A 26,613-nucleotide genomic window follows, 5' to 3' on the forward strand; every position below is an offset into this window, starting at 1 on the left:
ACGGCTCGATTCCCCCGCGATAGCTTTGATGTGAAGACAGCAGGAAAGCGCAGTGCGGGAAATCTGCATGCTGCGTTCGACGAGGGGGGCCAGGGGCGACCCTGGCCTCTACTCTACCGGTTCCAATTGCCGAATCTAGGTTCATCGCAGCCAGCACGCTCGATCACCGCGGCCAGCCGCTGCGGCTCGCCAGGTCTGCGAGTCCGCCTGGGCCGCTCGCGCCGCGAGCCAACGTCTGAGTAAGCGCAGTCCTTCGGCTTCAGTAGTAGCCGTAGGAGACGCTGGCTGCGTCCGCCTTGTTGAGCACTGCGCCGATGGCCTTGTCGCCGAGCAGCTGCTCGGCTTGCTCGAGCTCCGATTTGGTGATCTTGCCGTTTTCGACGACCAGGATGGCCGCGTCGATTTGCGGCAGAAAGGCGATGACATCGTCGCCGCTGAACAAGGGCGGCATGTCGAAGATGATGAGTCGATCGTCGTAGCGCGTCTTGAGCTCGGCCAAGAGACTGATGAAGCGCGGCGATGCGAGCGCTTCGGACGACTGCACGATGCGCTCGTGGCCAGGAATCACGACCAGTCGCTCGATGTCGGGCGTGAACATGATGTCCGCGAGCTCGGCGTTGGAGGTCAGGCAGTCGCTGATGCCGGGGCCCTTGTCCCGTCCGAAGTATTTCGCGATCGCGGGCCGTTTCATGTCCAGGTCGACGAGCAGCACGGTCTGATTGACGTCGCGCGCCAAACTGATGGCGAGATTGATCGCCGTGATCGTCTTGCCGTCGCCCGGGCTCGGGCTGGTAATGGCGAGGGTGCGAAGTCCCTTGCTCCGCATGCGCTGCAGGACCTGCGTCCTTAGCACCTTATAGGCGTCGGCGACGGGCTCGAGGCCCTCCGCCAGGATGATTCTCCTGTCGCGGAGGGCCTGCAGATCCGCGGACATCGTCTCGGTCCGCGTGTAATTGATGCGAATGCCCTTGCCGCGATTGCGCTCCGTCGGCTGTGCGGGCCTCGAATCGGCCTGTGGGGCGGAGGATGGGCTGGGAGCGCCGGTGCGCAGCTGCCGCTCCGCCCGCGCTCGGTCCATCGCTTGCTTGAGTCGTTCCATATCCGCTTTGACCTCGCTCTATCAGGCGCCGAGCCCAGGGAGCGCCGCGTCGAAGCGGCGCATCAGGATGAACCAGATGACATCCAATGGCATGACCAGGAAATGCACGAGAGCCAGCAAAATAGCCACGCCGGAGACAGATGCCCCGAGGATGAGTCTGAATCGTCGGCGGGCCGCGGCGCGCTCCGTGTCGGTCGCCACATAGGGAATCACCGCGAGCAGCGGGATACGCGTCGTGCTCTGGACGGCCTCTGCCCCGAACAGCCCCTTGTGCATGCTCTCCTGCAGGGCCAGGTTGCCGACGCCGGCCGCGAACGCCAGCACCAGACCCAGGACGACGATCGCGAGCCGATTCGGCTTGAACGGCTTCTCGGGCCGCAGTGGCGGCTCGATGAGCGAGAAACGCTCGCTCTTGCGGTCGCGCTCCAAGGCTTGCGCCAGCTCCGCCTGTAGGCTCTTTTCCTTGACTTCCTTGTACTTGAGCATGGCGTTGTCATAGTCGCGCGTCAGCGCGCGATATTCTTGCTCGATGCGCGGGGCCTCGGTCAGCCTCTGCTCGTACTGCTTGAGCTCGTGCTCAAGCTCTCTGCGGCTCTCCCGCAGTGACTTGATCTCGAGGCGCAAGGCGTCGAGCTTGACCCGCAGCTGCACATAGGCGGGGTTGTTCGCTCCCTCGAGCACGACGTCATCCGTGCGCATCTGCCTGCGCGCCGCGCCGAGCTTTGCCTCCGTCTCGCGGATGCTGCGCCGCATGGCGGCGACATCCGGGTGGTCGTCGGAATAGCGCTTCTTGAGCGATGACAGCTCGGCATTGAGCTGATCGAGGCGCGCTTGGATGGTCGCGATGCTCGACTCGCCGACATGCTGCTGGAGTGCGGCGATCTCCTTCTCGAGCTGAATGCGGTCTGGATGGCTCGGGGAGTAACGCTCCTTGACGCGCACGTACTTGGCTTGCAGCTCCTCGAGGTAGCTTTCGAGGGTCGTGGCGCCGTTGCCGGTCGCCCCGAGGATCGTCGGGCTGATCTGAGCCAGCTCGGACTCGAGGTAGAGTGCCTGCTGCTCCAGGGTGCGCATGGATTGGGCGTTGTCGCGCAGCCGCTCCTCGCCGCGCATCATGAGCTCGCGGTTCAGCGAGGCCAGCTCGGGCAGGTTGTCGCCATGCTCTTCCTTGAATGCCGCAAGTCGGGCCTCGAGCGTGTTGATCTCTTGCCCCAGCCGGTCGGCCTCCGTCTTCAGGAAGGCGCTCGCTTCGTTGGCCGCCGCGGTGCGGCGCTCGAGATTCTCCTGGAGGAAGAGCGACACGACGTCGCTGGCGACCTTCTGCGCCGTCTCGGGCGATCGGCTGTCGTAGGAGATCGAGAAGGCGATGGTTGCTTCCTGCGCCCGCCCGCTCTGAGGATCCAGGACATCGGCGCTGATCATGTCGAGCTGGATGTCCTCGCGCATCTTCTCGACGGCCGCATTGATGCTCTGCTTGCGGCGCATATCGGGATAGAGGTCGTATTGGTTGATCAGCTCGCTGAGATTGCTGGTCGTCATGACGCGCTGACTGATGACCTGGATGCGCTGATCCGCGTAGCTCGTGACCGTGGTGCGCACCAGGTCGACCGGAATCTCCTGGCGCTCGATCAGGATGGTTGCTGAGGAGCGATACACCGGCGGAATCAGGAGGGCGGCAAGGACGGCGATGACGGCCAGCAGAGACGTGGGGACGATCAGCTGCCATTTCCGTCGCTTCAGGATCGCGAGGTAGTCGTCTAGGTTGAGAGGCTGGTCTTCCACGTTGTCGCCTTCTTTACAGTGGCCGATGGACTGGATGAGAAGCTGAGCTGCGGGCGGTTGCGATCATGGAGCGGCTCAGGTCTCGGAGGTCGATCGTCGTCGCCAGTGCTCGCCACGGCAAGCGAGTCGCTCGCCTGCAGAGGTCTCATTGTAAGGGTGCTACCCGCTCCGAAGCCGATTTCAGCGGGCGGTCGTCCACCTAGGACGAATGCCCTGCCGCCGCGGTAGCTCGTCCGGCATCGCTCTGTGGTTTGGCCGCAATCCGGCGCCGAGGTTGCGCCGCGGCCATGCCCGCTCCCCATCAGCCCGTCTGGGGGCAAGCGCGACGCCCGCGACGCGGTGGCCATCACAGGCCGGGCTGCCGGGTGGCGATGGCGCCTCTTCGGCGCTGAGCCGCGAGGAAATGCCGCGGACCCCTGCTGCTCGGCGGGCACGACGCGGATCATACGCGAAATTCCTGAGAGGCCAGACCCTTCGCGGTCAGGATGGCCAAACCGATCAGCAGTGCAAGCCGCAAGGGGCTCCACCGCCCCTGCGGCTGGGAAAGGATCACCTCGATGCTGTAAAAGAGGATGATCGCTTGCGGGACCAAGAATGTCAGCCGCGGCGGGAGAGGGGCCGAGAACAGCGGCATCGCGACGGCGATGATGAGGATGAGCATGTCCAGGGAGCTGGTGCGGAACGCGGATTCCGCTGCTCTCACCGCGATGCCTGTGAGTAGCGCGAGGGTGCCGAAGAAGGCGATCAGTGTCGTGGTGCCGATCTCCTCGCGGAGCGGCGGTGTCGCCAGGAAGATGATGACGAGTCCGGCGGCGTAGAGACTGATGCGCTCGAATGTTGCCCCGAGCTTGCGAGGCAGCATCGGGGCGGCCAAAGCCAGGACGAGGAGCAGGATAGCCAAGGAGGTGATGTCGGCACTGATGGCATCGGCGGCGGCCGCGCCACCGACGAAGACGACGACGAGCATGAGGGCGAGTGCTCGGCGCGTGGTTTCGAGAATCGTCGGCGCTCTGCTCTCGAGGCTATCGAGCGCCTTGAGAAAGCCCTCCAGTACGAGGATGTGGGCGTGCTTGCGCCGCACCTGGGAGTGATGGCGGTGCTTGAGTGCATGGATGGCGAGCAGGACGGCGGCGCAAAAGGCGACATAGGCACCGATGATCGCGATGTCCGAGCTGTATCTCAGTGCGTAGGCCAGGGCGACCGCGATGACCTGGGCGAGATAGACGAGACTGACGGCCTGGTTTTGCGACAGCCCAGCCTGCAAGAGCTGATGGTGAAGGTGCAGCTTGTCCGCCGAGAAGGGCGAGCGCCCGGCGGCGATGCGGCGGGTCATCACATTAATGGTGTCCAGGACCGGCAGCCCCAGCACGAGCAGGGGCGTCAGCGGCCCCAGTGCCGTGTCCGGCCGCTGTGTCGTGCCGATCGCGAGCACGCCGGCGCCGAAGCCCAAGAATTGGCTGCCGCTGTCCCCCATGAAGATCTGCGCCGGGCTGCTGTTGAATCTGAGAAAGCCGAAGGTCGCTCCCATCAGCGCCATGGCGAGCGCAAAGTTCGTCTGGTCGTCGCTCTGATAGGCGAAGATCGCCAGGCATCCGAGGGCGAGGACACTCAAGCCGCCGGCAAGGCCATCCAGCCCATCGGATAGATTGATGGCGTTGGTGATGGCCGTCAGCAGGAGTACAGTGAGCGGGATCGCAATCCCGGTCGGCAAGGCCTCGAGGCCGAGGAAGGGCACCTCGGTGATCATGACGCCGCCGCCCACGACGACGATGCTGCCGGCAATGACCTGGCCGAGCAGTTTGAGCCTGTAGTCCAGGTTCAGCCTGTCGTCGAGCAGGCCGAAGAGCAGGATGACGCACCAGCCGGCGATCAGCGCCTTGCCTTCCTGATTCAAGGTGATCAGCAGGCCGGTGGATAGGAGCGTGCCCGCGGCGATCGCGATTCCGCCGGTCCGCGGGATTGCGTGATCGTGAATCTTGCGCGCGTCTGGCAGATCCGTCAGTCCCAAGGGTCCGCCCAATCGCCTCAAGGGCGGGATCAGGACCATCGAGACGAACAGCGCCAGCAGTAGGATGTAGACGGACTGCATCTGGGCTAGCGGTCGGCGAGTCGTTGGCTCGGGGAGGGGCGCGCTCTAGGGGGAAGCGGTCCCCGAGCCTGGGCTGAGTGCGGCTGGAGCCTGCTGCTGTGGAGACGCCGAGCGCTTTGCTCAAGGCAGCCTGGGTGCTGGTAAGGAGGCATCATTCTCTCGTGGCTGCGCGCTGGGGCTAGGTCAGCCAGAATCTGTTGGATGCAGCTCCCTCTGCGCGTCTTCTTTGGGCTCGCGAGTCTCGCTGAGCAGTGCGCTTGCGATCGAAATCGGCGCGGTCGGGGCGGATGGCGGTCAAGGCGGATCGGAAGGACTGCTCGGGGTAAGGGGTACGGCCAACTGCGTACGCTACCTAGTGTAGCTGAGTGGGCACGGGAAAGCCGTAGGCGAGTGTGAATACATTTTGTGCTCGACCTTGGATCCTTGCCCGTCTGCCGTAAATGGCGGCTCGTCGGCCGCTTCGCCAATGCCTCTGGGCGATCTGGGGGGCGGGGCGATCCGCTCGATGACGGCGGGGCTCGGAGCTGGCCGGCCTATGTGGGCCTGGCTCTAGGCGACCGCCGCCGAGCGCCCGTACCATTGGGCCGGTTTCTGTGCTGCTGTGTGGATAAGGATGACTTGGGAAGCCTGGCTCTCCGTTGCTGTCGTCGCGCTGGTGATCGGCGCGCTTGCGATGACGAAGCTCGCCGCTGATGTCGTGCTGGTCGGCGGCGTCGCGATCCTTCTGCTCGTGGGCGTCTTGACGCCAGCCGAGGCGCTGAGCGGTCTCTCCAATGAAGGTATGGTGACCGTCGGCGTGCTCTATGTCGTTGCGGCTGGGCTGCGCGAGACGGGGGCGATCGGCTGGCTGGTTCAGGGCGTCCTTGGGCGCCCTAAGGGCCTCGCGGGCGCGCAGATGCGCCTCATGGCTCCGGTCATGGGGCTCAGTGCCTTCCTCAACAACACGCCTGTGGTCGCCATGTTTCTCCCGGCGGTCAATGAGTGGGCGCGTCGCAATCGCCTGCCGATCTCCAAGCTGCTGATCCCGCTGAGCTACGCCGCCATCCTCGGGGGCACCTGCACGCTCATCGGGACCAGTACCAACCTGATCGTCAACGGTCTGCTGGTGAAGGAAACGGGGCGCGCCAGCCTGGGCATGTTCGAGATTGCCTGGGTCGCCCTGCCGTGCGCGGCGGTCGGCCTGCTCTATTTGATGACGATCGGCCGCTGGCTGCTGCCGGATCGCCGGCCTGTGATGAGCGATATGGACGATCCGCGCGAATACACCGTCGAAATGCTGGTGGAGCCGGCCAGCCCGCTGGTTGGCAAGACGATCGAGGCCGCTGGGCTGCGCCATCTGCCCGGCATGTACCTGCTCGAGATCGAGCGCGATGGGGACATCCTGCCAGCGATCGCGCCGCATCAGCGTCTTCAGGCCGGCGATCAGCTGGTCTTCGTCGGCATCGTCGATTCTGTCGTCGACCTGCAGCGCTTCCGCGGCCTGGTCCCGGCCGGGGATCAGGTCTTCAAGCTCGACGTGCCGCGACCGGAGCGCTGTCTCATGGAGGCCGTGGTCTCCGATAGCTGCCCCGTCGTCGGCAAGAGTATCCGAGAGGGCCGGTTCCGCAGCCTCTACAGCGCGGCCGTCATCGCCGTCGCCCGCAATGGTGAGCGGATCGAGCGCAAGATCGGCGACATCGTGCTCAAGCCTGGCGATACCCTGCTGATCGAGGCGGATCCGAGCTTCGCCGAGCGTCAGCACAACTCGCGCGATTTCTTCCTCGTCAGTCAGGTCCCGGATTCGCGTCCGCTGCGCCAGGACAAGGTCTTGATCGCGATCGCGATCCTAAGTGCCATGGTGCTGGCGGTGACGCTCGAGTGGCTGTCCATGCTGCAGGCGGCCATGCTCGCGGCCGGGCTGCTGCTCGTCACGCGCTGCATCAACACCGGGCTTGCGCGCGCGGCGGTGGACTGGCAGGTGCTGATCGCCATCGCGGCGAGCTTTGGGCTCGGGCTCGCCCTGCAGAAGACCGGGGCCGCCGGGGTCATTGCCACCCAGATGACGGGGCTGGCGCAGGGGGATCCGCTGCTCTCGCTCGCGGTCGTCTATCTGCTGACCATGCTCTTCACCGAGCTGATTACCAACAATGCGGCCGCGGTGCTCATGTTCCCCATCGCCCTCTCGACCAGTCAGGCGCTGGGCGTGGACTTCATGCCCTTCGCCATCGCCATCATGATGGCCGCATCCGCGAGCTTCTCCACGCCCATCGGCTACCAGACCAATCTCATGGTCTACGGGCCGGGCGGCTATCGATTCAGCGACTATCTGAGAGTGGGTGTCCCGCTCAATCTCACGGTCGCGGCGCTGACGGTAGCCCTGGCGCCGCTGGTGTGGGACTTCTGACTTCCCGTATCATCCCGCGGCGCGCCGATGGCGGCCGGAGGATCGGGTGAGCGCTTGACGAACATCGTCGCCGCCCGCTCTCCAATCCTACAGAATCGGCCGACCTCGCCCAGAGCGATCGGAATCGAGGAGCCGCGGGGCGCTCAGGGTTGAATTAGTAACCCCTAATACCAAAGCTAGCCCCCAGCGCGCGGGTCGCCTGGCTGCCCGAGGCCCTGGCGATCTGAATTCCTCCGCCGGATCGATCTGGCGCCACTGCACGCCACCCTGTGCCGCAGCCGGTCGGTCCGTCACCCGGTCAACCGAACAATACTCTGCCCCGGCTGGCTCGGGGCTGTGACGAAATACTGGAGTCAATCAATGTCCCAAGTGACCAAAGAAGCCATCGAAGCGGCGATCAAGGCCTACAAGGAGCCCCATCTCGGCCGCGACCTGGTGGCGGCGCACGCCATCAAAGAGATCGCCATCGAGGGCGATCAGGTCAAGGTCAGCGTCTCCCTCGGCTTCCCGGCGAAGGGCGCCCAAGAGGCGATCGCCGAGGCGGTGAAGTCCGAGGTCATGGGCGTTGACGGCGTGAGCCAGGTCGCGGTCGATGTGAGCTGGGAGATCAAGGCGCACTCGGTGCAGAAATCGCTCAAGCCGATCGACAACGTCAAGAACATCGTCGCGGTCGCCTCGGGCAAGGGCGGTGTCGGCAAGTCGACCACCGCGGTCAACCTGGCGCTCGCACTCGCGGCGGAGGGTGCGCGCGTGGGGATCCTCGACGCCGACATCTATGGCCCCTCGCAGCCGCGGATGCTCGGCATCACCGGCAAGCCGGAGTCCAAGGACGGCAACAGCCTGGAGCCGATGAGCAGCTACGACCTCCAGGCGATGTCGATCGGCTTCCTCATCGAGGAAGAGACGCCCATGATCTGGCGCGGTCCCATGGTGACGCAGGCCCTGGAGCAGCTGCTGAACGACACCAATTGGTCCGATCTCGACTACCTGGTGATCGACCTGCCGCCGGGCACTGGCGACACCCAGCTGACGCTGGCGCAGAAGGTTCCTGTCTCGGGTGCGGTCATCGTGACCACGCCCCAGGACATCGCGCTCCTGGACGCACGCAAGGGGCTCAAGATGTTCCAGAAGGTCGAGGTGCCCGTCCTCGGCATCGTGGAGAACATGAGCATCCACATTTGCTCCAAGTGTGGCCATGAGGAGCACATCTTCGGCCAAGGCGGGGGTACGGCCATGTCCGAGCAGTATGGTGTCGATCTGCTGGGCTCACTGCCCCTGGATATCCACATCCGCGAGGAGACCGATAGCGGCAAGCCGACCGTGGTCGCCCAGCCGGAGTCGCGCGCGACCGAGATCTATCGCGAGATCGCGCGCAAGACGGCCGCAAAGCTCTCGCTGCAGGCCAAGGACTATGCGGCGAAGTTCCCCCGCATCGTTATCCAGAACACCTGATCGGCTCGGACTGGTGCGGCGGAGCTCTCTGCCGCACCTGCTGGCCTTCCCTTCCTTGCCCCTTTTCGGCGGCTGACCGAGCGAGCTTAGTCGCCTTCTCTTGGCTCACGCACCCAAATCAGCGTGCGGTTGTTTGCCGGCATGAGCCGGCTCTCCAGCAGCCTGAGCCCGTGCTGGCGCCCGATCGCTTCCAGATCCTCGAGATTCCTTAGTCCCATCCTCGGATCCTGCTGCTTGAGCCAGGCATCGAAGCGCTGGTTGCCCTCGCCGGTGTAGCGCCCGCCTTCGTTGAAGGGCCCGTAGAGCAGAAAGCGGCCGCCCGAGACCAGCACGCGGCCAACGCCACTGAGCATGTCCGGAACCCGAGGCTCGGGCATGATGTGGGTCGTGTTGGCGCTGAAGACCGCGTCGTAGCGGCGCGCCGGCCAGTCGCCGCCGGCGTCGAGCGCGATCGGCTGCGGGAGATTCGGCAGCGCCGCCTCCTCCAGCCAGCCGCGGATGCCGGGGAGATTCTCGGCCAGGTCGCTCGTCTGCCAGCGCAGATGCGGCATGGCGGCCGCGAAGCAGACGGCGTGCTGGCCGGTCCCGCTGCCGATCTCGAGCAGATTCCGGGCGTTGGCGAGCAGGGGCTGAATCACCGCGAGGATGGCGGCCTTGTTCTCCTCGGCGGATGGGGCGAAGGGTTTCTCGTGAGCAGGCATGGGCTTGAGAGGGCTCCAAGCGGTTGGCGCGCTTTCCCGCGTTGACGATGCGCGGTAACCTACTGCGCTTTTTCAGTTTCCGAGGATGCCGTCAATGGCCATCAAATCCGATCTCTGGATCCGCCGCATGGCCGCGGAGGGAATGATCGAGCCCTTCGAGGCTTCTCAGGTGCGTGAGGGCGACGTCGGCCGAGTGATCTCCTACGGCACCTCGAGCTACGGCTATGACGTGCGCTGTGCCGACGAGTTCAAGATCTTCACCAATATCAACTCGGCGATCGTCGACCCCAAGAACTTCGATTCCAACAGCTTCGTCGATCTCAAGTCGGACGTCTGCATCATACCGCCCAACTCCTTCGCCTTGGCGCGCACGGTCGAGTACTTCCGCATCCCGAGGTCCGTGCTCACCATCTGTCTCGGCAAGAGCACCTATGCCCGCTGCGGCATCATCGTCAACGTCACGCCGCTCGAGCCCGAGTGGGAGGGGCATGTGACATTGGAGTTCTCCAATACCACGCCCCTGCCGGCGAAGATCTACGCCAACGAAGGCGTCGCGCAGATCCTCTTCTTGGAGTCCGACGAGGTCTGCGGGACCTCCTACAAGGATCGCGGGGGTAAGTATCAAGGTCAGCGCGGCGTGACCCTGCCGAAATCCTGAGCCATTGCGGGAGCTCCCGATCGATCCCACGTCTGGATAAGGCAAGACAGGCGCGTCGCTGCTCATGACCTTCGACCGATCGACCAAGCTCTTCGTCGTCCTCGGCGGCTTCTTCGTCTGCAATGCGCTGATCGCCGAGTTTCTCGGCGTCAAGATCTTCGCCCTCGAGGACACGCTCGGGCTGGCCCCCTTCGACTGGCAGCTCTTCGGTCAAACCGGCTCATTGAGCTTTACGGCTGGCGTGCTGCTCTGGCCGGTGGTCTTCGTGATGACGGACATCATCAACGAATACTACGGCCGCCGCGGTGTCCGTCTGCTCTCCTTCATGGCGGTCGGGCTTATCATCTATGCCTTCGCCTTCGCCTATCTCGCCATCCAGCTCGCGCCAGCGAGCTGGTGGGTCGGCATCCAAGCCGAGCGCGGCGTTCCCGACATGCAGGCGGCCTTCGGCGTCATCTTCGGCCAGGGCATGTGGATCATCGCGGGATCCGTGGTCGCCTTCCTCATCGGGCAGCTGGTCGATGTGACCGTCTTTCACCGCATCCGCCGCGTGACGGGCGAGCGTTTCGTGTGGGCGCGCGCCACGGGCTCGACCCTGGTCTCTCAGCTGATCGACAGCTTCGCGGTGCTCTACATCGCCTTTGTGCTTGGGCCGCAGAAATGGTCCATGGACCTCTTCCTCGCCGTCGGGACGGTGAACTACCTCTATAAGTTCGTCGTCGCCATCGCGCTGACGCCTCTGATCTATCTCGGGCGACGCTTGATCAACGGCTACCTGGGGCGGGAGCTCGCCCATCAGCTGGTCGAGCGCGCGGCAATGGAGCGCTAGCCGGGGCGGCTGCCCGGACTGTGGCCCAGGTCACGCCGCCGCTTTGGCTTTGCCGCTAGAGTTCACTTTGAGAAGAAGTCGTTCGACCTAGAAAAAGCTGCCAGCCACCAGCAGCCAGCTTACAGCTTTGTCTTGGAGCTGCTTTCAGGTCTTCTCCGAGTCACCCAACGGGCGAGCGGCTGGCCGGCCAGAAAATCCGGCAACGGCATGATCTTCCACCGCTGGCGGCTGGCGGCTGGTAGCTGGAAGCTGACTGCTCCAATTCGGTTCGAGGGTCCAGAGATGATCTCAAGTGTTGGACAGGCCGGCGTCGCCGGCATGCACGCGGGCATGGAGGGACTGCGCCAGAATGCGGCCGAGATCGCGAATGCGCGCCGCGAGGATGGAAGCTCGGTGCGTGACATCGCCAAGCCGCTGGTCGAGCAGACCGAGAATGTGCGTCAGGTCGAGGCGTCGGCCAAGGTGTTTCAGACATCCGACGAGGCGCTGGGCACCTTGATCGATACGGTGGCGTAAAGATGGGTCGTGCTTGCCAGGAGCCGGGCATGAGGTCCGGCCATGCACCCCTAGGACGCTAGAGCGCCGACCCTGCCGCTCGGTTTGGCGGGCGGCGCGTCTCGATCTTGCCCTTGTCCGCAACCCTTTCATAGAGCTCCAGCATGCGCTCGCTGAGCGCCGGCGCTGACCAGGCTTGGGCCTGCTGCGTCGCCTCGCGTGACAGGCGCTCTCTGAGCAAGGGCTCCTGGAGCAGTCGAACGGCCTTCCCGGCGAAGTCCTGCTCATCCTCCTGCGCGATCAGGGCGCCACGCCCATCCCCCAAGACCTCTTTGGTGCCCATCACGGCCGTCGAGACGACCGGAACGCCGAGCGCCATGGCCTCCAGCAGCACCAGCCCCTGCGTCTCGGTGCGCGATGCGAAGACGAAGGCCGATCCCGCGCAGTAGCAGTCCTCGAGACTCCCGTCACGGTTGAGGTAGCCGGTGAAGAGGATATTGTCCGCGAGCCCGAGCCCTTGGGCTTGGCGCTCGAGGTCGTGCTTCGCCGGGCCGTCTCCCGCGATGATGAGCAGCACATTCGGGACTTCGCGCTTGACCCTGACGAGCACCCGCAGGATGAAGTCGATGTTCTTCTCGAAGGCCAGTCTGCTGACGATCACCAGCGTCGGGCGGCTCGCGGGAATCCCATAGCGCCTGCGGAAGCGCTGTCCATCGCCGCGGCTGAACTGCTTGAGCTCGATGCCCGTCGGGATCACCGCCGCCGGGGTCTTGACCCCATAGCCCTCGAGCACGTCCAGCATCGCCCGCGACGGGACCGCGAGCGCGTCCACGGCATTGCACTGGGCAACCGAGAAGTAGCGGGCCGCGCGCTGCAGCCAGCGGGTCGGGACGAAGGGCACATAGTGCTGGAAGTACTCCTCGAAGAAGGTGTGATAGCTCTCGACGACGGGCAGCTTCAGCCGCTTGGCGATGCCGAGTCCGACGTAGTGTGCGATGAAGGGTGTCTGGATGTGGACCAGGTCGAATCCGCGCCGAGCGAGATTGGGCTCGTGGCGGCGGATCTGGCGCGCGCGCAGGATGCGGTCCTCGGGGTCGATCGGCAGGTAGCGCGAGGGGATGCGGATGATCTCGAAGGGATCTTGGGTGTCCTGGCCGTAATCGGGCGCGATCAGCGCCACCTCGTGCCCCTTGAGCTGCAGCTCCCGCGCGAAGGTCTGGATCGACGTCGAGACGCCGGTCACGCGGGGAAAGTAGACATCCGAGATCATCAAGACGCGCATGATTGCGATTTGGCCGAAGGCGGAAAAATCCGCTGATGATACCCTCAGCGGCTACTAAATCGCATCCTGACAGAATTGGAGAAATGACATGGCTGATGGCGCTCGCGCTTTGGGTCTCTCGGTTGGGCTCGCCGCGCTGCTCACGATCGGCGGCGGGGCCGCGCGCGCGGGCGAGCAGACCGCCCCCGCGCTCTGGGGCTACGGGGTCAAGACCTGCAATGCCTACCTCTTGACGCTGCCGCGCGACGATACGCCGCTGGCGCTCGCCGACGAGGACTATCTGCGCCACCGCCAGTGGCTCGCCGGCTTCGTCAGCGGCCTGAACTTCGCCATCGATCGCGATGTCCTGCGCGGGGCCGAGCTGGATGCCGCCATGCTGCGCATCGCCGCCATCTGTCGCGACAACCCCGAGGACGACTACTTCAATGCCAGCCTCAGGCTGATCCGCGGTCTCGGGCAGCTGCAGAAGGCGGAGTAGGGCGCAAGCGCCGCCAATCGACTCCCTGGCCTGTCCAGGTCGCGGCCGATGGCTGGGTAGTCATACGGGTAGGAATCCGGCAACCCTCTATCGCGCCGTCATCAAATGGTCATTTCATCTTCATAGAATGGGCATCAGCCATCGAGACAATACGGGCTCCTGTTGTAAGCATCCTGCTGTAAGCCACTAGGAGTTGCTCTGCCCATGAAGAAGACCATGATCGCCGCGGCCGTGTCGCTTGCCGCCGCCACTGTTTCGGCGCAGGCTATGGCACGAGACACCATCAACATCGTCGGCTCTTCGACGGTGTTCCCCTTCTCCACCGCGGTCGCCGAGACCTTCGGGCGCACCACGGACTTCAACACGCCCAAGGTCGAATCCACCGGCTCGGGTGGCGGTCTGAAGCTCTTCTGCGCCGGCGTCGGCGTGGATCATCCAGACATCACCAACGCCTCGCGCCGCATGAAGTCCTCCGAATTCGACAAGTGTCAGGAGGCAGGCGTCAAGGAGATCACCGAGGTCAAGGTCGGCTTCGACGGCATCTCCATCGCGAATGCCAAGACCTCCGGCCAGTACGACCTGACCTTGCGCGATATCTTCCTGGCGCTCGCCAAAGATATCCCGGACGGCGAGGGCGGCTACATGCCCAATCCCAACAAGACCTGGAACGATGTCAATCCGGACTACCCGGAGACCAAGATCGAGGTCCTGGGTCCGCCTCCGACCTCCGGCACCCGCGACGCCTTCGCCGAGCTGGCGATGGAGGGTGGCTGCAAGACCTTCCCGGAGATCAAGGCCCTCAAGAAGGAAGACAAGAAGAAGTACAAGGCGATCTGCCACGGCATCCGCGAGGACGGCGCCTATGTCGAGGCGGGCGAGAACGACAATCTCATCGTCCAGAAGCTGGCCGCCAATCCCGCCGCGCTCGGCATCTTCGGCTTCAGCTTCCTCGACCAGAACAGCGACAAGGTCCAGGGCTCCAAGATCCAGGGAATCGAGCCGACCTACGACTCCATCGCGGACGGCTCCTATCCCGTTTCGCGCTCGCTCTACTTCTACGTCAAGAACGCCCATGTCGGGACCATCCCGGGCATCGAGGAGTATGTCGAGGAGTTCACCAGCGACAAGGCCTGGGGGCCTGACGGCTATCTGGCCGACAAGGGGCTCATCTCGCTTCCAGACACCGATCGTAAAGCGGTTGCCGAGGCGGCAAGCAGCCTGACGCCGATGTCCAAGCCCGAATAAGGCGGACCCGAGGCTGTCGCGGGGCATGGAGCGCCCCGTCCGCCGCCCATGGTCGCGCCGCGGTCGTCGGCATCCGTCCGCTCCCAATCCTCAGAGTCCCAATGCAAGCCTGGACCCTCGTCGTCTTCCTGCTCGCGACCATGGCGGTCGCCTACCACCTCGGCCGCAAGCGCGCCATCGTCAGAGCCGGCGGTGCCTCCCGGATCAAGGATCTCCACTCGCTCCCGGCCTACTACGGCCTCTATGCCGCACTCTGGGCCGGTCTCCCCGCGCTTTTGCTCATGGGGCTCTGGGTCGGGCTGCAGGACCAGATCCTCATCACCCTGGTCACCGCGAGCTTGCCGCCAGAGATGCTGGAGGGTCTCTCCGACGGCCGGGTCGGGCTTCTGATCAACGACATCAAGAATCTGGCGACCGGCAATATCGTCAGTATGGACGTCACCCCCGCGATCCAGGTCGCCGCCGAGCAGTACACGCGGCTGCGAGGGATCTTTCAGTGGGCCATGTGGCTCGCCGTGGCCGCGGTGGCCATCGGCGGCCTGTCCTTCGCCTGGGCGAGCACCGAGCCGCGGATGCGGGCCAGGAACCGGGTCGAGGGAGCGGTCAAGGTGATGATGATCGTCTTCTCGTCGATCGCCATCCTGACGACCTTGGGAATTGTGCTCTCGGTGGTCTTCGAGTCGCTGCGCTTCTTCGATCAAGTCTCGCCGCTCGAATTCTTCTTCGGCACGCGCTGGAGCCCGCAGATCGCGCTGCGCGCCGATCAGGTGGGGGCCTCGGGCGCGTTCGGCGCCATCCCGCTGTTCACCGGGACCCTCATGGTGTCGGTCATCGCCATGCTGGTCGCCGTGCCGATCGGCCTGCTCTCGGCGATCTATCTGTCCGAATACGCCGCGCGCCGCGTGCGCGCGCTCGCCAAGCCGGTCATCGAGGTGCTCGCCGGCATTCCGACCGTGGTCTACGGCTTCTTCGCCGCGCTCACCGTCGCGCCCTTCATCCGCAGCCTGGGTGCCTCGCTCGGGCTCGACGTCGCCTCCGAGAGCGCACTCGCGGCCGGGCTGGTCATGGGGATCATGATCATCCCCTTCGTGTCCTCCCTGTCCGACGACGTCATCAATGCCGTGCCGCAGTCCCTGCGCGACGGCTCCTACGCGCTCGGCGCGACGCAGTCCGAGACCATTCGGCGCGTCATCCTGCCGGCCGCGCTGCCGGGCATCGTCGGCGGCGTCCTGCTGGCGGTCTCGCGTGCCATCGGCGAGACCATGATCGTGGTCATGGCCGCAGGTCTGGCGGCCAATCTCACCGCCAATCCGCTCGACAGCGTGACCACGGTGACCGTGCAGATCGTCACCCTGCTGACGGGCGACCAGGAGTTCGACAGCGCCAAGACGCTCGCGGCCTTCGCCCTGGGGCTGACGCTCTTCCTCGTGACGCTCAGCCTGAACGTGATCGCGCTGACCGTCGTGCGCAAGTATCGGGAGCAGTATGAATAGTGAAGCAGGTGAGGGCGCCAGGCCGCGCCGCACTATTGATGTCGTCAACGCGTCATTGAAGCGGCGCTATGCCAAGGAGCGTCGCTTCCGGCGGCTCGGTGCGACGGCGGTCGCGCTCGGGCTCGCCTTCGTGGTGCTGCTGTTCGCCGACATCATCCTCAAGGGCTATACGGCCTTTCAGCAGACCTATATTCAGATCCCGGTCTCCTTCCCGGCCGAGGCCATCGACCCCGAGGGGACGCGCGACCCTGAGGTCATCGGCGACGCCAACTACATGGCCTTCATTCGCGAGGGGCTGCGCGGGCTCTTTCCAGAGGTCACGCAACGGCGCGACAAGCGTCAGCTAAAGGGTCTCATCAGCGTCGGCGCGGCGCAGTTGGTGCGCGAGCGCGTGCTCGCCGACCCGAGCCTCATCGGCTCGACCCAAGCGCTCTGGATCCTGGCGGACGACGACATCGACATGCTCGTCAAGGGGCATATCGACCGTCACGCGCCCGAGGGCGCGCGGCGGGTCAGCGACCAGGTCATCGGCTGGGTGGACCGGCTGGAAGCCCAGGGGCGGGTCGCCAAGCGCTTCAACACCATCTTCTTCACCCACGGGACCTCGCGCGAGCCCGAGCTGGCGGGGATCGCCGGCGCCCTCATGGGCTCCTTCTACACCCTCTTGCTGACGCTCATCCTGTCCTTCCCCATCGGGGTCGGCGCGGCCATCTATCTCGAGGAGTTCGCGCCCAAGAACCGCTGGACGGACCTCATCGAGGTCAACATCAACAACCTCGCGGCCGTACCTTCGATCGTCTTCGGTCTCCTCGGGCTGGCCGTCTTCATCGGTTTCTTCGGGGTGCCCCGGTCGACACCCTTGGTCGCCGCGCTCGTGCTGACGCTCATGACCTTGCCGACCGTCATCATCTCCAGCCGCGCGGCGCTCAAGTCGGTGCCGCCGTCTATCCGCGAGGCGGCGCTCGGCGTCGGCGCCTCGCCGCTGCAGACGCAGCTCCACCACGTCCTGCCGCTCGCCATGCCCGGCATGCTGACGGGCACCATCCTGGGCATGGCACAGGCGCTCGGCGAGACCGCACCTCTGCTCATGATCGGCATGATTGCCTTCATCGTGGACATTCCAGGCGGATTCACGGATTCCGCGACCGTCCTGCCGGTGCAGATCTTCCTCTGGGCCGACAGTCCGGAGCGCGGATTCGTCGAGCGGACCTCGGCGGCGATCATCGTCCTGCTGGCATTTCTTTTCGTCATGAACCTGGCGGCCGTTCTGCTGCGCCGTCGGTTCGAGCGCCGCTGGTAGAGCCGCCAGGCCGGCGCATTGCAATTTCGAGGTCTCGAACGATGAGCACCATGGCTGAAGTAATTGAACCGACCGCTGGCACCATCAGCGCCGCCGACCTGGCCAGCTCCCAGCACTCCAGGGCGACCGTCGGCGACGTGACGGTCGCGGATCCCAGAATGACCTGCCGCGGCGTCGACGTCTGGTACGGCGCCAAGCAGGCGATCAAGGGCGTGAGCCTGGATATCGGCAAGCACGAGGTCGTCTCCATGATCGGCCCCTCGGGCTGCGGCAAGTCGACCTTTCTGCGCTGTCTCAACCGCATGAACGACACTATCGACGGCTGTCGCGTCACTGGCTCGATCAAGCTGGACGATGTCGACATCTATGATGCCGGTCTGGATCCCGTGCCCTTGCGGGCTCAGGTCGGGATGGTCTTCCAGAAGCCGAACCCCTTCCCCAAGTCGATCTACGAGAACATCGCCTACGGCCCGCGGATTCACGGTCTCACCAACAACAAGGCCGAGCTGGACGACCTGGTCGAGACCAGCCTGCGCAAGGCCGGCCTCTGGGAGGAGGTCAAGGACCGCTTGGATCAGCCAGGCACGGGCCTCTCGGGCGGTCAGCAGCAGCGCTTGTGCATCGCGCGGACCATCGCCGTCTCGCCCGAGGTCATCCTCATGGACGAGCCCTGCTCGGCACTCGACCCCATCGCCACCGCGATCATCGAGGAGCTGATCGACGAGCTGCGCGAGCACTACAGCATCGCCATCGTCACCCACTCGATGCAGCAGGCGGCCCGCGTCTCGCAGCGCACGGCCTATTTCCACCTCGGCGATCTGATCGAAGTGGGGGAGACGAACGACATCTTCACCAACCCCAAGCACAAGCTGACCGAGGATTACATCACGGGTCGCTTTGGCTGATTGCCGCAAGGTCGCCCAGACATGACCGAGCCGTCGCACCCTGGGAAGACGCCTGCCGATCTGACGGCGGGGCACACCGTCCGCCGCTATGACCGGGAGCTGGCCAAGCTGCGCGGCATCATCCTCACCATGGGGGATCATGTCGTCGAGCAGACCCGGGCCGCCGTCGCCGCTGTGGTGGAGCGCGAGGAGACTCAGGCCTTCAGGGTGCTCGACCGCGAGCCTCAGGTGGACTACCTCTCCTTGGACGCCGACGAGGAGGCGTTCCGCGTCATCATTCGACACCAGCCGACCGCGGTCGATCTGCGCATCGTGCTCGCGCTCTCGAAGATCGCCGCGGAGCTCGAGCGCGCGGGAGACAAGGCCGCGCGCATCGCCCGCCAGGCGCTCGAGCTCGCGCAGCCGGGGCGGGGCGCCGACCTGCTCGCGGAGGATCTGCAAGTCGTCTTTCGCATCCTCGATGACGAGGTCTGCTGCATGCTCGAGCGCAGTCTCCACGCGGTCAGGGACTTCGATGTCGCCCAGGCGGTGGAGATCTTCGAGAGCGAGCCCGAGCTCCAAGACGCGGCCGCCAGCCTGCGCCAGCGCTTCTGCCAGGGCAGTCAGGACGGGCTCATCCCGCACCAAAGCGTCTGTCTGCTGACCAGTGCGCACGCCCTCGAGCGCATCGGCAATCACGCCTCCAACATCGCCGAGCAGGTCGTCTATGTGGCCTTGGGGCAGGACGTGCGCTACCGCAATCGCGAGATCCTCATCGAAACCCTCCGCCATCACGGCTATTGACCTTTACCCTAGAAAGGGCTGTCAGCTACCAGCAGCCAGCTCAGAGCCTTGTTTCGGAGCTTGCTTTCAGGTCTTCTCCGCGTCACCCAACGGGTGAGCGGCTGGCCGGCCAGAAGATCCGGCAACTGTATGATGTTCCTCCGCTGGCCGCTGGCCGCTCCAATCGGGTTTACTCGTGCCCTATTGCCCTTAGAAGCTGTCTGGAAAAACGTGTAGGGGCGAATTCATTCGCCCAACCGCCGGACCAGGGGCGAATGAATTCGCCCCTACAAATGTCTCGACCATGATTTCCAGACAGCCTCTTATATCCATGGGGGGCTCGGGGCGAGCTCTGGCCGTGCGACGATTGACAATGCGAGGCCGTGACCTCGCCGCTAACCTAGGCAAACCACACGCTATGGAGAATTCCCATGTCCAACGAGGGCTACCACGAGCCAATCGATGAGCTATCCGACGAAACCCGCGACATGCATCGCGCCATCGTCTCCCTGATGGAAGAGCTGGAGGCCGTCGACTGGTACAACCAGCGGGTCGATGCCTGCAAGGACGACGCGCTCAAGGCCATCCTTGCCCACAACAGGGATGAGGAGAAGGAGCACGCCGCCATGGTCCTGGAATGGATCCGCCGCAAAGATCCGACCTTCGACAAGGAGCTGAAGGACTATCTCTTCACCGATAAGGAGATCGCGCACCACTGAGCGTCTCGCCTCTCAGTTGTCACGCCGACTCGGCGTGACGAAAAACGACCCAGCCTCGTTGCGAGGCTGGGTCGTTGTGTTTTGTGACCTGGCGCCAAGCAGCGTTTGGGTCAGCCGTCTCCCGTAGGCTGGACTTCGCTCTCGAGACTGTGAGAGTCATCCAAGCGCACCGCGAAGATCGCAGATTGGTGTAGGTTGGGCCGACGCAGGAGGCCCAACAATCAAAGCGTTAGGCTAGCCGCCATGTTGGGCTTCGTACCTCAGCCCAACCTACGCAGAATTTCTTCACAGTCTCTCTCGCTCGTCCACCCTAATGGTCTTAGCAGCTCTGGTAGTGTGGACGTCTAGGTCGGCAGGTGTCGGCCTGGATGGAGGCCGACACTCCCAGCACGCGCGCCGCCGGGCAGCCATGCGATCATGACGCTGGCGGCTGGCGGCTGGCGGCTGGCGGCTGGCGGCTGGCGGCTGGCGGCTGGCGGCTGGTCGCTCACTGCATCCCTTTCTCGCGCAAGCGCCACTGGAAGTGGCTGAGCAGCCGCGAGCGGACCTTCTTCTCCTTGTGCTTGGCCGATGCCGCCAAGCGCTTCTCCGCGACCCCAATCAGTGTTTCCTGCGCGCCTCTGGCCGTTTCGTCCTCGGGCGTGCGCTGGGTGTAGTTGCCGTCGGAGTCCATGTCCCAGGCCGAGCGGGTATCGGCGAACTGCACGTCCAGGATGAGTCTGAGCTCCTGGCGGAGCTCGGGGTTCTCGACCGGCGTGTGGACCTCGACGCGGCTGTTGAGGTTGCGGCCCATCATGTCCGCGGAGCCGATGTAGTACTCCTCCTCGCCGCCGTTGTGGAAGTAGATGATGCGCGCGTGCTCGAGGAAGCGCCCGACGATGCTGACGACGCGCGCCTTCTCGCTGATGCCGGGCAGTCCGGGCCGGAAGCGGCAGGTGTCGCGGATGATGAGGTCGACCTGCACGCCGGCGCGGCTCGCCTTGTAGAGCGCGCGGGTGATGTCGGCGTCCTCCAGTGCGTTCATCTTCATCTGGATGAGGCCGTTGCCGTCGCGCTCCTGGTGCTCGATCTCGCGGTTGATCTTGTCGATCAGGGCTCGCTTGAGGTTGTAGGGTGCCGCGAGGATCTTGCGGTAGCTCGGCGGTGGCGAATAGCCGGTGAGGAAGTTGAACAGCTCGGTCAGGTCCTGGCCGATGTCCTCGTCGCAGCCCAGCATGCCCAGGTCGGTGTAGAGCTTGGCCGTCCCCGCGTGGTAGTTGCCGGTGCCGATGTGGTAGTAGCGGCGCAGCTGGGAGTAGTCGCGGCGCACCACGAAGATCAGCTTGCTGTGGGTCTTGAGCCCCATGACGCCATAGTTGACGTGGATGCCTTCGGCCTCCAGGCGGCGCGCCCACTGGATGTTGGCCGCCTCGTCGAAGCGCGCCTTGAGCTCGACCAGCACGGCAACCTGCTTGCCGTTGCGCGCGGCTTGGATCAGCGAATCGAGGATGGCGCCGGCCGAGGTGCGGTAGAGCGTCATCTTGATCGCCAGCACCTTGGGGTCGTCGGCGGCGGTGCGCAGGAAGCGCTCGACCGAGGTGCTGAAGGGCTGATAGGGGTGCTGCAGCAGGATGGGGCCGTTCTCGCGGATGATGTGGAAGATGTTGCGGCGGTCGTTGGCGAGCAGCGGATGGTCCACCGGCCGGTGCGGCTTGTCGTGCAGCTCCGGGATGTCGATGCCGGCGATCTCGAAGAGGTCGCGCAGGGCGAACATGCCTTCCACCTCGATGACGTCCTCCCCCTCGTTCAGTCCCAGCTCGGCGGCCAGCATGCCGCGGTGGTTGGACTCCATCCCTGGCTGCACCTCCAGCCGCACGATGGGTGCGAAGTGGCGCTCGCGCAGCTCGCTCTCGATGAGCTCCAAGAGGTCGTTCGCGGCCTCGACGTCCGGCTCCACGATGGCGTTGCGGGTGACGCGGAAAAGGGCGCAAGAGATGAGATCCATCCCCGGGAAGAGCATGTCCAGGTTGTTGACGATGAGGTCTTCCAAGGTGACGTAGGTTTGGCTGTCATCGATCGGGATGAGGCGCTTGGAGACGTCCCTGTGCACCGGCACCTTGACGCGCGCCATGTAGACCTCGTTGCCGCCTGGATAGCGCAGGGTCACCAGCAGGTTGAGCGCCAGGTTGGAGATGAAGGGGAAGGGGTGCGCCGGGTCCATGGCGAGCGGCGTCAGCATGGGGAAGATGTTGGCGCGGAAGTGCTCGCGCAGGCGTTCTTGCTCGCCCGCGTCCATGTCCTTGTAGAGCGCGATGCTGATGTCGTGCTTGCACAGCTCCTCCATGAGGGCGACGTAGATACGGCGCTGCTCGGCCTGCAGCTCGCGCACGGCGGTCTGGCACTCCTTGAGCTGCTGGGTCGGCGTGCGCCCATCCAGGCTCTGGGTGTGGACGCCGGCGGCGATCTGCTGCTTGAGACCGCCGATCCGCTTCATGAAGAACTCGTCGAGGTTGCTGCTGACGATGGCCAGGAACTTGACCCGCTCGAGCAGCGGATTGCGCGCATCGTCCGCCTCGTGGAGCACGCGCCGATTGAACGCCAGCCAGGTCAGCTCGCGGTTGAGGTAGAGGCTGGGGTCGTCGAGGCTGATCTCCTCCGGAACCGAAGGCGGGGTGGTGGTTGCGGTCTCAGTCGGCTTCTCGACCTCGATCAAGTCTTGCATCTCGCTTGTTCTCATGGCGGGTCTCCGGGCTCCTCCAGACTGGTCGCTGGTTATCTCTAGATTCTAACAACCCGCTGGAAAACACGGATGTCAGTTTTGCGGCACCGCCGCACGCTGGGGCGAAGGCGGGGTGCGCGGTAGAATGCCGACCATGCGATATGGTGAGCCAGACGACCTTTTCGACCGCCCGGAGGTGCCGGTAAGGCCCTTCGAGTTCGACGCGGATGTCGCCCGCGTCTTTCCCGACATGGTGCGACGCTCGGTGCCAGGGTACGCCGAGCTGGTGGGGCTCGCCGGCCTGATCGCCCGACGCGTGGCGCGTCCCGGCACCCAGTGCTACGACCTTGGCTGCTCGCTGGGTGCGGTGACGCGCTCGATCCTGCGTCATACGGCTGCGGATGTGCGCGTCGTCGCGGTGGACAATGCGCCGGCAATGGTCGATGGGCTGCGTGCCCGTCTGCGCGATGTCGAGGGCGCGGATCGCGTGGAGCCTGTCTGCGCGGATGTCCAGTCCCTGTCGATCGAGCGGGCCTCCTTGGTCGTCTTGAACCTGACGCTCCAATTCATTCCGCTCGCCGACCGTCTGGCGCTCCTGCGGCGCATCCGCGCCGGCCTGATTCCGGGCGGTGTCCTCATGCTGGCGGAGAAGGTCGCCGTGCCGACCGAGCAGGAAGGCGCCTTTCTCCAGGTCCTGCACGAGGACTTCAAGCGCGCCAACGGCTACAGCGAGCTGGCGATCAGCCGCAAGCGCACGGCCTTGGAGCAGGTCCTGGTGCCCGAAACCATCGAGATGCATGAGCAGCGGCTCGCTGAGGCAGGCTTCTCGCGCCATTGCCGCTGGTTCCAGAGTCTCAACTTCGTCGCCTGGGTGGCATGGACCTAAGCGCCTTCGCCCCCTTTCTCGACCGCCTCTCGCAGACCCGCCTGAGCCCCTGGCGAGCCGCGCTGGCCGAGGCGGTCGAGCGGCGCCTCGGGCCAGGTGCGCACGGCGATCTGCCGCGCTGGGAGGCGGCGGTTGCCGCGCTCCCCGAGCTGCCCGATGGCGAAGTGATGCTGGACCTGGCCTGCGTCGGGACGCGCTCGGACGAGGCCTTGGAGGCAGTCACAGAGACGCGCCTGCGCGATGCGCTCATGGGGCTGCATCCCTGGCGCAAGGGTCCTTTCTGCCTTCAGGGTCTGCGCATCGAGACCGAGTGGCGCTCCGACCTCAAGTGGGACCGGCTTGCCGGCGCCATCGCACCCCTGGACGGACGCCTGGTGCTGGATGTCGGCTGCGGCAACGGCTATCACGCCTGGCGCATGCTGGGCGCTAGGGCGGATCTTGTCCTCGGGATCGATCCCACCCTGGTCTTCGTGGTCCAGTTCCAGGCGATCAACCGCTATGCGCGCCGCGATGCCCTGAGCGTCCTGCCGCTCGGAATCCAGGACTTGCCCGCGGATCTGACCGGTCTGGATACCGTCTTCTCCATGGGCGTGCTCTACCACAGACGCTCGCCCATGGATCATCTGGCGGAGCTCCATCGGCTCCTGCGTCCAGGCGGCGAGCTGGTCCTCGAGACCCTGGTCCTGGAAGGCCGCGGGCATCAGGCCTTGGTGCCGCCCGGCCGTTACGCCAGGATGCGCAACGTCTGGTTCATTCCCAGCGTGGATGCGCTCGCGGTCTGGCTAGGGCGCTGCGGCTTCAAGGGCGTCGAGGTCGTCGACGTGACGCGGACGGGCGCACAAGAGCAGCGCGCGACGGACTGGATGCGCTTCCAGTCGCTCCCGGATCATCTGGACCCACAAGACCCGAGTCGTACCGTCGAGGGGCATCCTGCGCCGACACGCGCCATCCTGATCGCCACCAAACCTTGAGCTGTTCCCATGAATGGAGTTGTCGAGAGCTTGAAGCGCAAGGAAAAGGTCGAAGAAGACCTCTACTTCGCAAAACGGGATCGGGAGCTGCTGCAGGCGATGCATCGCCAGCAGGTCAGGCCGCTGGCCGGCGAGCCGGTCGTCATCGTCTCCGGAGGCCAGACCGGGGTGGACCGCGCCGCGCTCGACGCCGCCATGGCTCTGGGTCTTCCCGTCGGCGGCTGGTGTCCGAAGGGCAGGTGCGCCGAAGACGGACCCATCGCGCCCCAGTATCCGCTGCGCGAGACGCCCAGCCGAGACTATGCCGAGCGGACGGCTTGGAACGTCCGCGACGCCGACGCCACCCTCATCCTCTACCGCAACGCGCTCAGCGGCGGGAGCTTGCTCACCGCCAAGCTCGCGCGCCGCGCGGGCAGGCCTTTGCTCGTGCGCGATCTTAGTGAGGGATTCGATGCGACATCCGCCGCGCGCTGGCTGACGACCAACCAGGTGCGGGTCCTCAATTGCGCTGGCCCGCGCGAGTCGGGTGCCTCGGGAATCTACGCGCAGGCCCTGGAGGGCTTGAAAGGGCTCTTCGCCCTGTGGGCGGAGCGCGCGAAGCTCTTGTCTTGAACGGGGTGAGACGCGGCCCACAAGGGCTCAAGATGATGGTGAAGCGCCAGGTCGTCGGTATCTGATGCGCCTGGCCTGGTCGAGGCTGCTCGCAAACCGCTGAGTCGCCCGCAAGCGGGCTCCTACGCGAGCCTTGATGCCGTCGTAAACCACTTGCGGGCGAGCCGTGCCGAAATGCGCATGACTCGGCGGAGACTGGCGAGATTGCCCCTGGGTGCGCTAGAGCTTCAGCCCAACCGCCAGTCCCGCGAAGAAGGATGCGGCACTGGTCAGATTGTCGCCGACGTAGCCGAAGAAGCTCCCGGCCGCCGCGCCCAGCCAGCTGGCCATACCGTCGTAGTGCACTTCCATCCCTCCCCAGTTCACATCGATCACGCCCGCGAGCTGCAGCCCGAAGAGCGCGAGCAGGGTCAGGCCGACCACAAAGAGCGCGATCTTGAAGGCGATCTTGAGCGCGAATCCCATCGCCAGGCCGACCATGAAGGAAAAGCCGAGCTTGAGGAAGAAGTAGTCGCTGAAGAGCGCGCCGCCATCCGTCGGCGTGTCAGCCCCGCCCGGGTAGGGTGCCGGCTGGGCCAGGACGCGCGTTGTCCCCAAGCCCACGAGGGCCGCCGAGACGCGGGCGAGCGGTGAGCCGAAGCGTCGATGTGTCCGAGTGGGAGACCTGAGATCAGGCATCTGCGTAAGTCCCTCGAGTGAGTCGATACCCAGGGTGCCAGGAAAGCATGCCCCTGTCATGGGTGCCGGGCCGGCCGGTCGTTGGTGGCTGCGCGATGCATGCTTTTGTCCACCCGAGACTCTGGGTGCGCCGTCGTGCTCAGTCGTACCCGATCGTCGAGCGGGTCATCGTTGGTCTTAATCTTGCTTAAGTCGCTTTCGTGCGCGCCCGGATGACAGGTGGCGAGCCTTTCAGGGGCTGTGCTGCCCCTGCTCGCGGCGCTAAGTCATTACAGGGCTTATGGTCTTTGTCCGCCGCGCGCGCAAATGACGATGTCGTCGATGCCGGGCTGGGTTTGTCGCAAACACGACAGTGCGTCGTGTCAGCACCCAAGCCGGCGGCTCCAATCTTTGGCGGCACTGATTACGACGACGGCCATGATGACCATTTCGATACCTTGGAGATTCATCAGCAATGTTGCTCGATCAATACGAGAAAGAAGAACGCTTCTGGCTGAAGTCGGTGCTCGGCGCCACCAGCACAGATGGACTGCACGCATTCCGTGGCGAGTTCGTCGTCCTTGAGGGCGAGCTGAAGGCCAGTGCCGGTAAGCGCACGCCGCCAAAGGCCCTGATCAAGCAGGCAGTCATCCTGGCCGATGCCGACAAGCTGCGCATGGTCGCGGGCAACTTCGAGAGCGTCGACGAGCTTCCCGAGTTCGTCGCCCGCTTCAAGGACGAGCTGGCGGACGACTGCGTGCTGGTGCTCTATATCGACAACTTGGCCGAGAGCTGCCAAGTCGATATCGAGGGCAGCCACTATGTGCTGATCGAATTCCGCGAGGGCATGGTCTGGAACGAGCTGACCGAGGCCTTCTATGTGGAGAAGGCGGACCTGAAGGGGATGTCGGCGGAGGACAAGGTCGCGGTCGTCTATCAGGCGAGCAAGGACTTCAAGCCCAACTACCCGACCAAGACGTTGGAAGAGGTCTTGGCCACCAAGACCAACGCCAAGCGCGAGGCGTGGGGCGCGGTCTGAGGCCCTGTCCATCCGAGCGGCTGCCGGTCTGGCAGCCGCCTCTCGCCGAAGGCCGGCCGAGCGTAGGGGCGCCTGCCC

23 protein-coding genes are annotated in these 26,613 nt (G+C 65.0%); 16 read left to right on the plus strand and 7 right to left on the minus strand.

Annotated features, from left to right (window positions below):
• Positions 1–259: 259 nt before the first annotated feature.
• The 3 genes from G3446_RS18390 to G3446_RS18400 all read right to left on the minus strand — a co-directional run bounded on the left by G3446_RS18390 (position 260) and on the right by G3446_RS18400 (position 4,970).
• The gene (locus G3446_RS18390; RefSeq protein WP_164454294.1) at positions 260–1,099 is read right to left on the minus strand and encodes a CpsD/CapB family tyrosine-protein kinase; all 840 of its coding nucleotides are present in this window, start codon (positions 1,097–1,099) and stop codon (positions 260–262) included.
• A gap of 21 nt (positions 1,100–1,120) precedes the next feature.
• Positions 1,121–2,881, minus strand: a complete 1,761-nt coding sequence (locus G3446_RS18395) for a Wzz/FepE/Etk N-terminal domain-containing protein (RefSeq protein WP_164454295.1) — start codon at positions 2,879–2,881, stop codon at positions 1,121–1,123.
• A 442-nt stretch (positions 2,882–3,323) separates the two neighbouring features.
• Positions 3,324–4,970, minus strand: coding sequence for a glycosyltransferase family 4 protein (locus G3446_RS18400; RefSeq protein WP_164454296.1), 1,647 nt, complete (start codon positions 4,968–4,970; stop codon positions 3,324–3,326).
• Between the two features lie 613 nt (positions 4,971–5,583).
• Between G3446_RS18400 and G3446_RS18405 the strand changes: the two genes are divergently transcribed.
• Positions 5,584–7,353, plus strand: coding sequence for an SLC13 family permease (locus tag G3446_RS18405; RefSeq protein WP_164454297.1), 1,770 nt, complete (start codon positions 5,584–5,586; stop codon positions 7,351–7,353).
• A gap of 360 nt (positions 7,354–7,713) precedes the next feature.
• The gene (gene apbC, locus G3446_RS18410) at positions 7,714–8,805 is read left to right on the plus strand and encodes an iron-sulfur cluster carrier protein ApbC (protein ID WP_164454298.1); all 1,092 of its coding nucleotides are present in this window, start codon (positions 7,714–7,716) and stop codon (positions 8,803–8,805) included.
• 86 nt (positions 8,806–8,891) lie between these two features.
• Here apbC and G3446_RS18415 read toward each other — a convergent pair whose 3' ends face one another.
• Positions 8,892–9,506 carry a DUF938 domain-containing protein gene (locus tag G3446_RS18415; protein WP_164454299.1) on the minus strand — a complete coding sequence of 205 codons (615 nt, stop codon included), beginning with the start codon at positions 9,504–9,506 and terminating at the stop codon, positions 8,892–8,894.
• A gap of 94 nt (positions 9,507–9,600) precedes the next feature.
• Here G3446_RS18415 and dcd point away from each other — a divergent pair, with 94 nt between their 5' ends.
• From dcd to G3446_RS18430, 3 genes are all read left to right on the plus strand, one after another.
• Complete coding sequence (gene dcd / locus G3446_RS18420) at positions 9,601–10,164, plus strand: dCTP deaminase (RefSeq protein WP_164454300.1); 564 nt, start codon at positions 9,601–9,603, stop codon at positions 10,162–10,164.
• A gap of 64 nt (positions 10,165–10,228) precedes the next feature.
• Entirely contained in the window at positions 10,229–10,993 is a 765-nt protein-coding gene (locus tag G3446_RS18425; protein ID WP_164454301.1) for a queuosine precursor transporter, read from the plus strand.
• 282 nt (positions 10,994–11,275) lie between these two features.
• Positions 11,276–11,509, plus strand: coding sequence for a hypothetical protein (locus tag G3446_RS18430; RefSeq protein ID WP_164454302.1), 234 nt, complete (start codon positions 11,276–11,278; stop codon positions 11,507–11,509).
• 58 nt (positions 11,510–11,567) lie between these two features.
• Here the strand turns inward: G3446_RS18430 and G3446_RS18435 are convergent, their stop codons facing one another.
• Positions 11,568–12,770 carry a glycosyltransferase gene (locus G3446_RS18435; protein WP_164454303.1) on the minus strand — a complete coding sequence of 401 codons (1,203 nt, stop codon included), beginning with the start codon at positions 12,768–12,770 and terminating at the stop codon, positions 11,568–11,570.
• Between the two features lie 88 nt (positions 12,771–12,858).
• Between G3446_RS18435 and G3446_RS18440 the strand changes: the two genes are divergently transcribed.
• From G3446_RS18440 to G3446_RS18470, 7 genes are all read left to right on the plus strand, one after another.
• Positions 12,859–13,248 (plus strand): hypothetical protein, encoded by a 390-nt coding sequence (locus tag G3446_RS18440; RefSeq protein WP_164454304.1) that lies wholly within the window; start codon positions 12,859–12,861, stop codon positions 13,246–13,248.
• Between the two features lie 204 nt (positions 13,249–13,452).
• Positions 13,453–14,493 (plus strand): substrate-binding domain-containing protein, encoded by a 1,041-nt coding sequence (locus G3446_RS18445; RefSeq protein ID WP_164454305.1) that lies wholly within the window; start codon positions 13,453–13,455, stop codon positions 14,491–14,493.
• A 101-nt stretch (positions 14,494–14,594) separates the two neighbouring features.
• Positions 14,595–15,986 (plus strand): phosphate ABC transporter permease subunit PstC, encoded by a 1,392-nt coding sequence (pstC, locus tag G3446_RS18450; RefSeq protein WP_164454306.1) that lies wholly within the window; start codon positions 14,595–14,597, stop codon positions 15,984–15,986.
• Positions 15,979–17,286 carry a phosphate ABC transporter permease PstA gene (gene pstA / locus G3446_RS18455; protein ID WP_164454307.1) on the plus strand — a complete coding sequence of 436 codons (1,308 nt, stop codon included), beginning with the start codon at positions 15,979–15,981 and terminating at the stop codon, positions 17,284–17,286. Before pstC ends, pstA begins: the two co-directional genes overlap by 8 nt.
• A 41-nt stretch (positions 17,287–17,327) precedes the next feature.
• On the plus strand, positions 17,328–18,191 hold the full coding sequence (gene pstB, locus G3446_RS18460; protein WP_164454308.1) for a phosphate ABC transporter ATP-binding protein PstB: 864 nt from the start codon (positions 17,328–17,330) through the stop codon (positions 18,189–18,191).
• Positions 18,192–18,212: 21 nt separating this feature from the next.
• Positions 18,213–18,974, plus strand: coding sequence for a phosphate signaling complex protein PhoU (gene phoU / locus G3446_RS18465; protein ID WP_164454309.1), 762 nt, complete (start codon positions 18,213–18,215; stop codon positions 18,972–18,974).
• 410 nt (positions 18,975–19,384) lie between these two features.
• Positions 19,385–19,672, plus strand: a complete 288-nt coding sequence (locus G3446_RS18470) for an encapsulin-associated ferritin-like protein (protein WP_164454310.1) — start codon at positions 19,385–19,387, stop codon at positions 19,670–19,672.
• 487 nt (positions 19,673–20,159) lie between these two features.
• Here G3446_RS18470 and ppk1 read toward each other — a convergent pair whose 3' ends face one another.
• Positions 20,160–22,388 (minus strand): polyphosphate kinase 1, encoded by a 2,229-nt coding sequence (ppk1, locus tag G3446_RS18475; protein WP_164454311.1) that lies wholly within the window; start codon positions 22,386–22,388, stop codon positions 20,160–20,162.
• Between the two features lie 127 nt (positions 22,389–22,515).
• Here ppk1 and cmoA point away from each other — a divergent pair, with 127 nt between their 5' ends.
• The 3 genes from cmoA to G3446_RS18490 are packed head-to-tail and all read left to right on the plus strand — an operon-like array spanning position 22,516 to position 24,839.
• Entirely contained in the window at positions 22,516–23,256 is a 741-nt protein-coding gene (gene cmoA, locus G3446_RS18480) for a carboxy-S-adenosyl-L-methionine synthase CmoA (protein WP_342450156.1), read from the plus strand.
• Entirely contained in the window at positions 23,247–24,227 is a 981-nt protein-coding gene (cmoB, locus tag G3446_RS18485; protein ID WP_164454312.1) for a tRNA 5-methoxyuridine(34)/uridine 5-oxyacetic acid(34) synthase CmoB, read from the plus strand. The genes cmoA and cmoB overlap by 10 nt, the downstream gene beginning before the upstream one ends.
• A gap of 9 nt (positions 24,228–24,236) precedes the next feature.
• Positions 24,237–24,839 carry a putative molybdenum carrier protein gene (locus G3446_RS18490; RefSeq protein WP_164454313.1) on the plus strand — a complete coding sequence of 201 codons (603 nt, stop codon included), beginning with the start codon at positions 24,237–24,239 and terminating at the stop codon, positions 24,837–24,839.
• 219 nt (positions 24,840–25,058) lie between these two features.
• On the opposite strand, the gene G3446_RS18495 is transcribed toward G3446_RS18490, so the two are convergent.
• Complete coding sequence (locus G3446_RS18495) at positions 25,059–25,517, minus strand: FUN14 domain-containing protein (RefSeq protein WP_164454314.1); 459 nt, start codon at positions 25,515–25,517, stop codon at positions 25,059–25,061.
• Between the two features lie 454 nt (positions 25,518–25,971).
• Here G3446_RS18495 and G3446_RS18500 point away from each other — a divergent pair, with 454 nt between their 5' ends.
• Positions 25,972–26,535, plus strand: coding sequence for a hypothetical protein (locus G3446_RS18500; protein ID WP_164454315.1), 564 nt, complete (start codon positions 25,972–25,974; stop codon positions 26,533–26,535).
• Positions 26,536–26,613: the final 78 nt, after the last annotated feature.

Origin of the sequence: Thiorhodococcus minor, assembly GCF_010820565.1 — a bacterium.
In the GTDB taxonomy this organism is placed as follows: Bacteria; Pseudomonadota; Gammaproteobacteria; order Chromatiales; family Chromatiaceae; genus Thiorhodococcus; species Thiorhodococcus minor.

What these genes read in the sequence shown, in the direction of transcription:
- G3446_RS18390 (WP_164454294.1), bottom strand. Translation starts at nt 1,099, where the DNA reads ATGGAACGACTCAAGCAAGCGATGGACCGAGCGCGGGCGGAGCGGCAG.
- G3446_RS18400 (WP_164454296.1), bottom strand. Translation starts at nt 4,970, where the DNA reads ATGCAGTCCGTCTACATCCTACTGCTGGCGCTGTTCGTCTCGATGGTC.
- G3446_RS18405 (WP_164454297.1), top strand. Translation starts at nt 5,584, where the DNA reads ATGACTTGGGAAGCCTGGCTCTCCGTTGCTGTCGTCGCGCTGGTGATC.
- apbC (WP_164454298.1), top strand. Translation starts at nt 7,714, where the DNA reads ATGTCCCAAGTGACCAAAGAAGCCATCGAAGCGGCGATCAAGGCCTAC.
- G3446_RS18415 (WP_164454299.1), bottom strand. Translation starts at nt 9,506, where the DNA reads ATGCCTGCTCACGAGAAACCCTTCGCCCCATCCGCCGAGGAGAACAAG.
- dcd (WP_164454300.1), top strand. Translation starts at nt 9,601, where the DNA reads ATGGCCATCAAATCCGATCTCTGGATCCGCCGCATGGCCGCGGAGGGA.
- G3446_RS18425 (WP_164454301.1), top strand. Translation starts at nt 10,229, where the DNA reads ATGACCTTCGACCGATCGACCAAGCTCTTCGTCGTCCTCGGCGGCTTC.
- G3446_RS18430 (WP_164454302.1), top strand. Translation starts at nt 11,276, where the DNA reads ATGATCTCAAGTGTTGGACAGGCCGGCGTCGCCGGCATGCACGCGGGC.
- G3446_RS18435 (WP_164454303.1), bottom strand. Translation starts at nt 12,770, where the DNA reads ATGCGCGTCTTGATGATCTCGGATGTCTACTTTCCCCGCGTGACCGGC.
- G3446_RS18440 (WP_164454304.1), top strand. Translation starts at nt 12,859, where the DNA reads ATGGCTGATGGCGCTCGCGCTTTGGGTCTCTCGGTTGGGCTCGCCGCG.
- G3446_RS18445 (WP_164454305.1), top strand. Translation starts at nt 13,453, where the DNA reads ATGAAGAAGACCATGATCGCCGCGGCCGTGTCGCTTGCCGCCGCCACT.
- pstC (WP_164454306.1), top strand. Translation starts at nt 14,595, where the DNA reads ATGCAAGCCTGGACCCTCGTCGTCTTCCTGCTCGCGACCATGGCGGTC.
- pstA (WP_164454307.1), top strand. Translation starts at nt 15,979, where the DNA reads ATGAATAGTGAAGCAGGTGAGGGCGCCAGGCCGCGCCGCACTATTGAT.
- pstB (WP_164454308.1), top strand. Translation starts at nt 17,328, where the DNA reads ATGAGCACCATGGCTGAAGTAATTGAACCGACCGCTGGCACCATCAGC.
- phoU (WP_164454309.1), top strand. Translation starts at nt 18,213, where the DNA reads ATGACCGAGCCGTCGCACCCTGGGAAGACGCCTGCCGATCTGACGGCG.
- G3446_RS18470 (WP_164454310.1), top strand. Translation starts at nt 19,385, where the DNA reads ATGTCCAACGAGGGCTACCACGAGCCAATCGATGAGCTATCCGACGAA.
- ppk1 (WP_164454311.1), bottom strand. Translation starts at nt 22,388, where the DNA reads ATGAGAACAAGCGAGATGCAAGACTTGATCGAGGTCGAGAAGCCGACT.
- cmoA (WP_342450156.1), top strand. Translation starts at nt 22,516, where the DNA reads ATGCCGACCATGCGATATGGTGAGCCAGACGACCTTTTCGACCGCCCG.
- cmoB (WP_164454312.1), top strand. Translation starts at nt 23,247, where the DNA reads ATGGACCTAAGCGCCTTCGCCCCCTTTCTCGACCGCCTCTCGCAGACC.
- G3446_RS18490 (WP_164454313.1), top strand. Translation starts at nt 24,237, where the DNA reads ATGAATGGAGTTGTCGAGAGCTTGAAGCGCAAGGAAAAGGTCGAAGAA.
- G3446_RS18495 (WP_164454314.1), bottom strand. Translation starts at nt 25,517, where the DNA reads ATGCCTGATCTCAGGTCTCCCACTCGGACACATCGACGCTTCGGCTCA.
- G3446_RS18500 (WP_164454315.1), top strand. Translation starts at nt 25,972, where the DNA reads ATGTTGCTCGATCAATACGAGAAAGAAGAACGCTTCTGGCTGAAGTCG.